The sequence below is a fragment of the Aquabacterium sp. genome, from assembly GCF_041915145.1.
GTDB lineage: Bacteria > Pseudomonadota > Gammaproteobacteria > Burkholderiales > Burkholderiaceae_C > Aquabacterium.
This window is the reverse complement of the sequence record NZ_JAYSBZ010000090.1, coordinates 1-10,308: the sequence shown is the minus strand read 5'-3', so window position 1 is coordinate 10,308 and position 10,308 is coordinate 1. Positions and strand designations below refer to the sequence as shown.

The window sequence follows — 10,308 nt, the reverse complement described above, 5'->3', positions numbered from 1 at the left end:
CACTAGCGTCGTCGAAGGCATCAACAACACGATCAAAGTCATCAAACGACGGGCCTATGGCTACCGCGACGAGGAGTACTTCTTTCTCAAGATCCGCGCAGCCTTCCCCGGAAATCCTCGATGAACCAAAAAAAAGGCGCCTGCTAGGAGGCGCCTTTTTTTGTGTGAGCAAGCGAGAGCTTAGTTACCCCACTTGTAGTCGGTCTTGGCCTTGCTCTTGAGGGCCTCGCGGAAGGCCACCGAGCGTTGCTGGGTCAGGCGCTGCTGGATCTGCGGCTTGACTTCTTCGAAGGCCGGGAACTGCGTGTCGCGCACGTCTTCGAGCTTGATGATGTGGTAGCCGTATTGCGACTTCACCGGGGCTTCGGTGTATTGGCCTTTCTTGAGCCCAACCATGGCTTGCGAGAACTCGGGCACGTAGCTTTGCGGGCCGGCCCAGTCGAGATCGCCGCCGTTTTCAGCCGAGCCGGGGTCTTTCGAGTTCTTCTTGGCCAGGTCTTCGAACTTGGCGCCACCCTTGAGCTGAGCCAAGATGGCCTTGGCTTCATCTTCCTTCTCGACCAGGATGTGGCGAGCGTGGTATTCCTTGTCCGGGGCCTGCGCCTTGAACTTGTCGTACTCGGCCTTCATGTCGGCTTCGGTGAGGGGGTGCTTCTTCTCTTCGTCCTGGAAGAGCGCACGGATCAGCAGGTCTTGGCGGGTGAGCTCGAGCTGCTGCAGGTAGTCGGGCGATTTTTGCAGGCCGCGGGCCTGGGCTTCTTGGGCAAAGATTTCGCGCATCACGGCGGCGTCTTTGGCTTGCTTGATCAGTTGTTCGGTGGCGGGTTGGCCGGTTTGCTTGGTAGCTTGGGCCACCAGCGCATCGGCTGCGGACTTGGGCACGGCCTTGCCGTTAACCACGGTGATGTTTTGCGCCAAGGCGGGAGCGGCAACCAGGGCCACGGTGGCCGCGATCAGGCCGAATTGCAGTTTCTTCATGAAAGGAATGATCCTGAGTAGAGAGCCTGAATGAAGAGCGCCGAGGCTGGGTGGCGAGGTGCCTGCAGCATGGTGCTCGATCGCGCTGATCGCCTAGTCGGCGGGCGGCGTCGATGCGTGGATGATCAGGGCGTGAATGCCGCTGCCCATCAAATCGCGCAGGGCATCATACACAAGGCGATGTCTGGCAATTGATGACAAACCCTGAAACTTTTCGCTAACGATATCGACTGTGTAGTGGCCGCTGCCGTAGCCGGCGTGGCCCACGTGCAGGTGGCTGTCGTCGCGCACGCTCAGGCTTTGCGGCGCGAGCGCGGCTTGCAGGGCGGCTTCGATTTGTTGTGGCGTGGCGGCGGCCATGGTGCTTGCTTGATTTGGGATGTCAGTCGAGTGTCAGTTCGAGGCCCGTCGTTCAGCTCGATACCGGGCGCGTATCGGCCTCGACTGCAGGCGGCTTGATGTGGCGGCTGAGATAGATGCCTTGGCCGACCACGAAAACGGCCATCAAGCCCATGCTGCCGAACAGCTTGAAGTTGACCCAGGTGTCGGTGGAATAGTGATACGCCACGTACAGATTGAGCACCCCCATGAAGCCGAAGAAGCCGCCCCAGGCCCAGCTCAGGCGGCGCCACACGGGCAGAGGTACATCGGTGTCCTTGCCGACCAGCGCGTGCAGCAGGTTTTGCCCCGTGAAACGCTCGCTGAAGGTGAAAGCCAAGCCCATCATCCAGTAGATGAGGGTGGGCTTCCATTTGATGAAGGTCTCGTTGCGGAACCACACGGTGGCCACGCCCAGCACGGTGACGATGCCGACGTTGATCCACAAGAGCTTGTCGAGCTTGTGGCCGCGGATCTTCATGATGGCGACGAGTACCAGCGTGGTCACGATCACCACCACCGTGGCCAGCAGGATGGGCGCTTCGAGCCCGGTGATGGGGCCGCCGCGCACCAAGGATCCGAGGTATTGGTTGGCCAGGGCGATGGCTTGGTCTTTGTGGTTTTCGGCGGCCTTGTAGGTGGCGAAGAAAAACACCAGCGGCAGAAAGTCGAACAGCAGCTTCATGAGGAGCGGGGGTGAACCCGGGTGAGGTGGAGGCGCGCGAAACCACGAAATCATGCGGCGCCGCAGCATGGCGACACCGTCGCTGTTTCAACGTGACGTGAAGTCTAGCGCGGCGGAGTTGATGCCGTAACGCTCGTGTTTGCTCATGATGAGCAGGACACCTCCAGGCTTTGCGCCCAGTCGGGCGGGAAGTCGGCGTAGACCTCGTGGGCGGGTTGCTCGTCGAACGGGCGCTCCAGCAGCGTCAGGAGCTTTTGCACTTCTGAGTAGTCACCTCGGCGGGCTCGTTCGATGGCGATTTCGGCCAGATGGTTCCGCAGCACATATTTGGGGCTGACGCGGTTCATTGCTGCCGCGCGCTCGGCATCGACGCTGCCTTCCTGGCGCAACCGTGCGGCGTAGCGTGCGGCCCAGGCGTCGAAGCCTTCGCGATCCACAAAGAGATCGCGCAGCGCGTCGTTGCGTGCTCCGTCGGCGCTGCTGAACGCGGCCAGCCGGCGCCACGCGATGGTGTGGTCCACGCGGTTGGCGGCCATCAGACGCAGCAGGTCATCGACCAGGCGCACGTCTTCGGGCGCGTGCCAGCTCTGCAGGCCCAGCTTGGCCTGGTAGCGGCCCTGCATGGCCGACGCGAATGCATCTTTGTAGGACTCGAGCGCGGCCAGGGCGGCGTCGGCGTCGCCGATCAGGGGCAGCAGGGCGCGGGCCAGGCAGCGCAGGTTCCAGAAGGCCACGCTGGGCTGCTTGGCGTAGGCGTAGCGGCCGTGGTGGTCGGAGTGGTTGCAGATGTGGTTCGGGTCGAAGGCGTCTAGAAAGCCGAACGGGCCGTAGTCGATGGTCAGGCCGAGGATGGACATGTTGTCGGTGTTCATCACACCATGGCAAAAGCCCACGGCCTGCCAGTCGGCCAGCAGCTCGGCGGTGCGCTGCACGGCATGCTCGAACAGCGCCAGATAGGGCTGCGGCTGCTTGCGGCACTGCGGCACCTGGGTGTCGATCACGTGGTCGGCCAGGGCTTGCAGCGCACCGGGGGGCTCGCCCGGCTGCACGAAGTGCTCGAAGTGGCCGAAGCGCACGAAGCTGGGCGCGAGGCGCGTCACGACGGCGGCGGTTTCGACCGTTTCGCGCATCACCGGCATGGGCGACGCGGCCAGGCACAGCGCGCGGCTGGTCGGGATGCCCAGGCCGTGCATGGCCTCGGAGCACAAGAATTCGCGGATCGACGAGCGCAGCACGGCGCGGCCGTCGCCCATGCGCGAGTAGGGCGTGCGGCCACCGCCCTTGATCTGCAGCTCGACGGAGCCGTTCGGGGTTTGCAGCTCGCCCAGCAACAGCGCGCGGCCGTCGCCCAGCTGGCCGGCCCACACGCCGAACTGGTGGCCGCTGTACACGCTGGCCAGCGGCGCCATGCCCGGCCACGGTGCGCCGCCGCTCAGCGCATCGAGCGCGGGTGCGTGCTGCCACCAGTCGTCGGGCAGGCCGAGCTGTCGGGCGGCGGGCTCGCTCACCGCGACCCAATGGGCTTCGGGCAGCGCCTGGGCGGGCAGGGCGGTGTAGAAGTCGCGGCCCAGGGTGGCAAAGCGGTTCGGCCACTGCAGGTGGGCAAATGGGTGGACAAATGGGTGGACAAATGGGTGGACAAATGGGTGGTCGGCGGGATCGGGCTGCGGCGCGGCGTAGGTCGGGCTCATGGCGGGCAGTCTATCGACGGGGGCTCACCCGTGCAGGCGTGTCGGACAAGGCCGCGTGGTATGCCGGGTTGATTGCGGCGGCGGGGTAGGAATAATCAGCAGGCCACCACCAACTACCGAACCACGTCGAGTTCGACCAGGAGACAAGCATGGGTTTTTTGCCAGGCCAGATGATGCAGCAGCAGCTGACGATCTCAGCGCTGATCCAGCACGCGGCCAAGTACAGCCACGATGTGGAGATCGTGTCCAAGCGCGTCGAGGGCGACGTGCACCGCTACACCTGGCGCGACGCCGAGCTGCGCTCGCGCAAGCTGGCGCAGGCGCTGACGCGCTTGGGCGTGCAGCCGGGCGACCGCGTCGGCACGCTGGCCTGGAACGGCTACCGCCACCTCGAGATCTACTACGCCACCTCGGGCAGCGGCGCGGTGTGCCACACGGTGAACCCGCGCCTGTTTCCGCACCAGATCGCCTGGATCATCAACGACGCGGCCGACCAGGTGCTGTGCTTCGACCTCAACCTGTTGCCGCTGGTTGAAAAGCTGCTGCCCGAGCTCAAGACGGTGAAGCACTTCGTGCTGATGACCGACCGCGCCCACATGCCGGCGGCGAGCAGCGTGCCGAACTTGCTGTGCTACGACGACCTGGTCGAAGCCGAAAACGGCAACTACGTCTGGCCCGAGATCGACGAGCGTGCGGCGTCCAGCCTCTGCTACACCTCGGGTACCACGGGTGACCCGAAAGGCGCCATCTACAGCCACCGCTCGACGGTGCTGCACGCGTTTGCCTCGACCCAGCCCGATGCGATGAACGTGTCGTGCCAGGACGTGATCCTGCCCGTCGTGCCGATGTTTCACGTCAACGCCTGGGGCCTGCCGTATTCGACCGCGCTGGTGGGCTGCAAGCTGGTGCTGCCCGGGCCGCACCTCGATGGCAAGTCGCTCTACGAGCTGTTCGAGCAGGAAAAGGTGACGATGAGCGCCGGCGTGCCCACCGTGTGGCTGGGGCTGCTGAATTACGTGGGCGAGAACCAGCTCAAGTTCAGCACCTTCAAGAGCACGGTGATCGGCGGCGCGGCCTGCCCGCCCAGCATGATCCGGGCGTTTGAAGAGCAATACGGCGTGGAGGTGGTGCACGCCTGGGGCATGACCGAGCTGTCGCCGCTGGGTACCTTGTCGCGCTTGAAGTCCAAGCATCTTGATCTGCCGCTCGAAGAGCAGCGCCGCCTGCTGGCCAAGCAGGGCAAGCCGATCTTCGGCATCGACCTGCGCATCGTGGGCGATGACGGTCACGAGCTGCCGTGGGACGGCGCGGCGTCGGGCGACTTGCAGGTGCGCGGTCACTGGGTGATCGGCAGCTATTACGGGCGCGAGAAGTCGCCGCTGATGGACGGCTGGTTCCCGACGGGCGATGTGTCCACCATCGACGCCGATGGCTACATGCAGATCACCGACCGCTCGAAGGACGTGATCAAGTCGGGCGGCGAATGGATCAGCTCGATCGACCTGGAAAACATCGCCATGGCCCATCCGGCGGTGCACGAAGCGGCGGCCATTGCCTGCCGCCACCCGAAGTGGGACGAGCGCCCGCTGCTGGTGGTGCAGCTCAAGCCCGGTGCCACGGCCGACAAGGCCGCGATCCTGGGCGTCTTCGAGGGCAAGATCCCCAAGTGGCAGGTGCCCGATGACGTGGTGTTCGTGAGCGAGATTCCGCACACGGCCACCGGCAAGATGCAGAAGCTCAAGCTGCGCGAGCAGTTCAAGGACCACGTGCTCCCGACGATCTGACGCATCCCATCCTGATGAGCCGAGGTTTGATCCGCGCTGCGGAACACCTCGGCTTTTTTGTGCCCGATTCGCTCATTGAATGCAGTGACTGCTACGGGTTAGCGCGAGGCTGACAAATCATGCGGCCCCCACAAAATCGAACGATCGTGCTTTTTTGAGGGCTACTGCATGAGCGCCACCTACCAAGTTCAAGGCGACGTCGCCGTGATCAGCTTGAGCAACCCGCCGGTCAACGGGCTGGGCCACGCTACCCGCGCCGGGGTGGTTGACGGGATTCGACAAGCCCAGGCAGATGGGGCGGTAAGGGCCATCGTCATCGCCGGTAGCGGCAAGGTTTTTTCAGGCGGGGCGGATATTCGCGAGTTCAACACGCCCAAGGCCACGGCCTCGCCGACCTTGCATGAGGTGATTGCCGCGCTCGAAGCCTGCACCAAACCGGTGGTGGCTGCCGTGCACGGCGTGGCCATGGGCGGTGGGCTGGAGCTGGCGCTGGGGGCGCACTACCGCGTGGTGGCGCCGGGCGCGCAGATCGCGTTGCCCGAAGTAAAGCTCGGCATCGTGCCGGGTGCGGGCGGCACGCAACGCTTGCCGCGCGTGCTGGGGGTGGAGACCGCGCTGCGCATGATCACCACAGGCGAGCCGGTCAAGAGCGAGGTGCTGGCTCAAGCGCCGGGGCAGCAGTTGTTCAGCCGCGTCATCGAGGGCGACTTGCTCGCCGGGGCGCTGGCCTTTGCTCGCGAAGTGGCCGATGCGCGGCCGCTGCCGTCGGTACGCCAATTGAGCGCTGCGGCGCCGGCCGACGCGGCCTTCTTTGCGCAAGCCAAGGCCCAACTTGCCAAGACGGCGCGGGGTTTGACAGCCCCGCAGCGTTGCGTGGACTGCGTGGAGGCGGCCACCCGCCTGAGCCTGGACGACGGCCTGGCTTACGAGCGCGAGGCCTTCACGCAACTGGTGGCGGGCGTGGAGTCGAAAGCCCTGCGGCATGCCTTCTTCGGCGAGCGGGCTGCGGCCAAGATCCCCGACGTGGCCGACGACACGCCACTGCGCCCGGTGGAGCGCGTGGCCGTGATCGGCGCGGGCACCATGGGCGGCGGCATCGCGATGAACTTCTTGAACGCGGGCATCCCGGTCACGATGCTGGAGACGCAGCAAGCGGCGCTCGACCGCGGCCTGGGCGTGATCCGCAAGAACTACGAAGCGCAGGTGGCCAAGGGCAAGCTGGCGCAAGCCAAGTACGAGCAACGCATGAGCCTGCTCACGCCCACGCTGAATGTCGCCGACATCGCCCAGGCCGATATGGTCATCGAAGCGGTGTTCGAAGACCTGGGCGTGAAAGAGTCGGTGTTCAAGCAGCTCGACGCCACGGTCAAGCCCGGCGCCATCCTGGCGTCGAACACGTCCACGCTCGACCTCAATCAGATCGCGGCCTTCACCCGGCGTCCGCAAGACGTGGTGGGCCTGCATTTCTTCAGCCCCGCCAACGTGATGCGCCTGCTTGAAGTGGTGCGCGGCGCCAAGACCGCCCCCGACGTGCTGGCCACCGTGATGCAGCTCGCCAAGAAGATCAAGAAGCTGGCCGTGGTGGCTGGCGTGTGCGACGGCTTCATCGGCAACCGCATGATTGAGCAATACAGCCGCCAGGCGGGCTTCTTGCTCGACGAGGGCGCGTCGCCCGAGCAGGTGGACCGCGCCATTGAAAAATGGGGCATGGCGATGGGGCCCTTCCGCATGGGCGACCTGGCTGGCAACGACATCGGCTGGGCCATTCGCAAGCGTCGCTACGTCGAGAAGCCCGCAGTGCGTTACAGCAAGACGGCCGACCTGCTGTGCGAGCAGGGGCGCTTTGGTCAGAAGACCGGCGCGGGCTGGTACGACTACGAGCCCGGCCAGCGCGAGCCCAAGCCTTCGGCGCTGGTGAGCGAGATGCTGGTAGCGCACCGCAAGAGCCTGGGCATCACGCCGCGCGCCATTTCGGACGACGAGATCGTCGGGCGGCTGGTGTGGTCGCTGGTCAACGAAGGGGCCCGCATCCTCGAAGAAGGCATCGCGCAGCGGGCGTCCGACATCGACATGATCTACCTCAGCGGCTATGGCTTCCCGCTGTTCCGCGGCGGGCCCATGTTTTATGCCGACACGGTGGGGCTGCCGGCCGTGGTCGACGCCATGAAGACCTACCAGCGCAATCCGCACGACGACGCCAGCTTCTGGGAACCCGCAGCGCTGCTGGCGCAACTTGCCGCGCAGGGCAAGACCTTTAACTGATTCAAGGACGCCTCCATGTCTTACATCGAAACCCGCCAGGTCGAGCATGTGCTCGAAATCAAGGTCAACCGGCCCGAGAAGCACAACGCCTTGTCGCCCGAGATGTACCGCGACATCGCCCAGGCCTATGGCGAGCTCAACCGCAACCCCGAGCTGCGCGTGGCGCTGCTGTATGGCGAGGGCGCGCACTTCACCTCGGGCATCGAGCTCGACAAATGGGCGCCGATCTTCGGCAACGGTCGCGGCTTCGAAGTGGCCGAGGGCGAGATCGACCCCTTCGGTCTGCGCGGCGAGCGCCACCGCAAGCCGGTGGTGATGGCGGTGCAGGGCAACTGCTTCACCTGGGGCGTCGAGATCATGCTCAACACCGAGGTGCGCGTGGCGGCCGACAACACCCGCTTCGCGATGCTCGAAGTGAAGCGCGGCATCTTCCCGTGCGGCGGGGCGACCTTGCGGCTGCCGCAGCAGATGGGCTGGGGCAATGCGCAGCGCTATCTGCTGACGGGCGACTATTGGTATGCCGACGAATCGCTGCGCCTGGGCCTGGTGCAAGAGGTGGTGCCCGCCGGGCAGCAGGTGGACAAGGCTCGCGAGATCGCCGAGAAGATCGCCAAAGCCGCGCCGCTGGGCGTGCAGAACGTGCTCAAGTCCACCCGGCTGGCCTGGAATGCGGGTGAGGCGGCGGCGGTGCAGGAGCTCTTCCCAGCGCTGCTGCAGGTGATGCAAAGCGAAGACGCCGTCGAGGGCATCCGCTCGTTCATCGAACGCCGCGATGCGGTGTTCAAGGGCCGTTGAGCCGCATCGAAACGACCTTCCATCAGTTGAATTTTTGACCTGACCGTTCCATGAGCACCTTGCGCGCCGACCTTGATTTCTTGCTGTTTGAGTGGCTGCATGCCGACGACCTGACCCGGCGCGAGCGCTACGCCGAGCATTCGCGCGAAACCTTCGGCTCGGTGCTCGACACCGCCGAGAAACTGGCCGCCGACAAGTTCGCGCCGTTCAACCGGCTGGTGGATGTGCACGAACCCGAGTTCGACGGCGAGCGCGTGCACATGCCCGCCGAAACCCAGGCCGCGCTGCAGGCCTTTGCCGAGGCGGGCTTTCTGGCAGGCTCGCAGAGCGAAGAGCTGGGCGGCATGAACCTGCCCGCCGTGGTGGAACTGGCCGCCGCCACGTATTTTTCAAAGGCGAGCATCGGCATGTCGGGCTACGGCATGCTCACCAAGGGCAACGCCGGCACGCTGCTGGCGCATGGCTCGCCCGCGCAGGTCGAGGCCTTCGCCAAGCCCGAGTTCGCCGGGCGCTTCTCGGGCACGATGTGCCTGAGCGAGCCGCAAGCCGGCTCCAGCCTGTCGGACATCACCACCCGCGCCACGCCCGACGGCGCCGATTTCGCGGCGGACCCGCTGGGCCCGCGCTATCGCCTCAAGGGCAACAAGATGTGGATCTCGGGCGGCGAGCACGACCTGACCGAGAACATCGTGCATCTGGTGCTGGCCAAGATCCCGGGCGACGACGGCCAGCTGGTACCGGGCGTCAAGGGCATCTCGCTGTTCGTGGTGCCCAAGAAGCTGGTGCATCCCGATGGCCGCCTGACGGGCGAGCGCAACGACGTGTCGCTGGCGGGGCTCAACCACAAGTGCGGCTTTCGCGGCACGGTCAACACGCTGCTCAACTTTGGCGAAGGCCGCTACCCCGTGCGCGGTTCGGCGGGCGCCATCGGTTACCTGGTGGGCGAGGCCGGCAAGGGCTTGCAGGCGATGTTCCACATGATGAACGAGGCCCGCATCGGCGTGGGCATCGGGGCGACGATGCTGGGCTACGCCGGCTACGAGGCCTCGCTCGACTACGCCCGCCAGCGCCCGCAAGGCCGGCGCTTTGCGGCGGCTGGCGAGAAGCCCGCCAAAGACGCCGCCACGCCGCAGGTGCCGATCATCGAGCACGCCGATGTGCGCCGCATGCTGCTGGCGCAAAAGGCCATCGTCGAAGGCGGGCTGGCGCTGGGCCTGTATTGCGCGTACCTGCTCGACGAGCAGCGCACCGGCAGCGCCGAGGCGGCGGCTGATGCCTCGCTGCTGCTCGAGATGCTCACGCCCATCGTCAAGAGCTGGCCCAGCGAATGGGCGCTCGAAGCCAACAGCCTGGCCATCCAGGTGCTGGGCGGCTATGGCTACACGCGCGACTTCCCCGTCGAACAATATTGGCGCGACAACCGCCTCAACATGATCCACGAGGGCACGCACGGCATTCAGGGCATGGACCTGCTGGGGCGCAAGGTCATCATGCAAGGTGGCAAGGGCTTGCAACTGCTCGGGTTGCGCATTCAGGCCTCGATAGCCCGGGCGGGGCAGATCGAGGGGTTGCGCGAGTTTGCGCAAGCGCTGGGCGCTGCCCTGGGCCGGGTGGCGGCGGCCACGCAGGCGGCCTGGGCCACCCCGGAGCCGGCGCGCGCGCTGGCCAACGCCACGCCGTATCTGCAAGCCTTCGGGCACACCGTGCTGGCCTGGATCTGGCTGGAGCAAGCCGT

Annotated in this window: 9 protein-coding genes; 5 read left to right on the top strand and 4 right to left on the bottom strand. The window is 65.7% G+C overall.

What is annotated here, in order from left to right; genetic code table 11:
* Window positions 1-124: transposase (locus ACE3SS_RS13505; RefSeq protein WP_143329487.1), on the top strand; the 124-nt coding region annotated here is incomplete at its 5' end.
* A gap of 56 nt (window positions 125-180) precedes the next feature.
* On the opposite strand, the gene ACE3SS_RS13500 is transcribed toward ACE3SS_RS13505, so the two are convergent.
* From ACE3SS_RS13500 to ACE3SS_RS13485, 4 genes are all read right to left on the bottom strand, one after another.
* Entirely contained in the window at window positions 181-978 is a 798-nt protein-coding gene (locus ACE3SS_RS13500; RefSeq protein WP_374594784.1) for a peptidylprolyl isomerase, read from the bottom strand.
* A 93-nt stretch (window positions 979-1,071) separates the two neighbouring features.
* The gene (locus tag ACE3SS_RS13495; protein ID WP_374594782.1) at window positions 1,072-1,338 is read right to left on the bottom strand and encodes a BolA family protein; all 267 of its coding nucleotides are present in this window, start codon (window positions 1,336-1,338) and stop codon (window positions 1,072-1,074) included.
* Window positions 1,339-1,390: 52 nt separating this feature from the next.
* Window positions 1,391-2,041, bottom strand: a complete 651-nt coding sequence (locus tag ACE3SS_RS13490; protein WP_374594780.1) for a septation protein A — start codon at window positions 2,039-2,041, stop codon at window positions 1,391-1,393.
* Between the two features lie 143 nt (window positions 2,042-2,184).
* Window positions 2,185-3,732 carry a YdiU family protein gene (locus ACE3SS_RS13485; RefSeq protein WP_374594778.1) on the bottom strand — a complete coding sequence of 516 codons (1,548 nt, stop codon included), beginning with the start codon at window positions 3,730-3,732 and terminating at the stop codon, window positions 2,185-2,187.
* A 149-nt stretch (window positions 3,733-3,881) separates the two neighbouring features.
* Between ACE3SS_RS13485 and ACE3SS_RS13480 the strand changes: the two genes are divergently transcribed.
* From ACE3SS_RS13480 to ACE3SS_RS13465, 4 genes are all read left to right on the top strand, one after another.
* Window positions 3,882-5,516 carry a 3-(methylthio)propionyl-CoA ligase gene (locus tag ACE3SS_RS13480; protein WP_374594776.1) on the top strand — a complete coding sequence of 545 codons (1,635 nt, stop codon included), beginning with the start codon at window positions 3,882-3,884 and terminating at the stop codon, window positions 5,514-5,516.
* 168 nt (window positions 5,517-5,684) lie between these two features.
* A complete protein-coding gene (locus ACE3SS_RS13475) occupies window positions 5,685-7,778 on the top strand; it encodes a 3-hydroxyacyl-CoA dehydrogenase NAD-binding domain-containing protein (RefSeq protein ID WP_374594774.1) in 2,094 nt (697 codons plus the stop codon).
* A gap of 15 nt (window positions 7,779-7,793) precedes the next feature.
* Window positions 7,794-8,573: a crotonase/enoyl-CoA hydratase family protein gene (locus ACE3SS_RS13470; protein WP_374594772.1), complete on the top strand. Its 780-nt coding sequence runs from the start codon at window positions 7,794-7,796 to the stop codon at window positions 8,571-8,573.
* Between the two features lie 50 nt (window positions 8,574-8,623).
* A partial coding sequence (locus tag ACE3SS_RS13465) for an acyl-CoA dehydrogenase (protein WP_374594770.1) occupies window positions 8,624-10,308 on the top strand: 1,685 nt, incomplete at its 3' end.

Coding starts and splice junctions, on each gene's coding strand:
- ACE3SS_RS13500 (WP_374594784.1), bottom strand. CDS start 978: ATGAAGAAACTGCAATTCGGCCTGATCGCGGCCACCGTGGCCCTGGTT.
- ACE3SS_RS13495 (WP_374594782.1), bottom strand. CDS start 1,338: ATGGCCGCCGCCACGCCACAACAAATCGAAGCCGCCCTGCAAGCCGCG.
- ACE3SS_RS13490 (WP_374594780.1), bottom strand. CDS start 2,041: ATGAAGCTGCTGTTCGACTTTCTGCCGCTGGTGTTTTTCTTCGCCACC.
- ACE3SS_RS13485 (WP_374594778.1), bottom strand. CDS start 3,732: ATGAGCCCGACCTACGCCGCGCCGCAGCCCGATCCCGCCGACCACCCA.
- ACE3SS_RS13480 (WP_374594776.1), top strand. CDS start 3,882: ATGGGTTTTTTGCCAGGCCAGATGATGCAGCAGCAGCTGACGATCTCA.
- ACE3SS_RS13475 (WP_374594774.1), top strand. CDS start 5,685: ATGAGCGCCACCTACCAAGTTCAAGGCGACGTCGCCGTGATCAGCTTG.
- ACE3SS_RS13470 (WP_374594772.1), top strand. CDS start 7,794: ATGTCTTACATCGAAACCCGCCAGGTCGAGCATGTGCTCGAAATCAAG.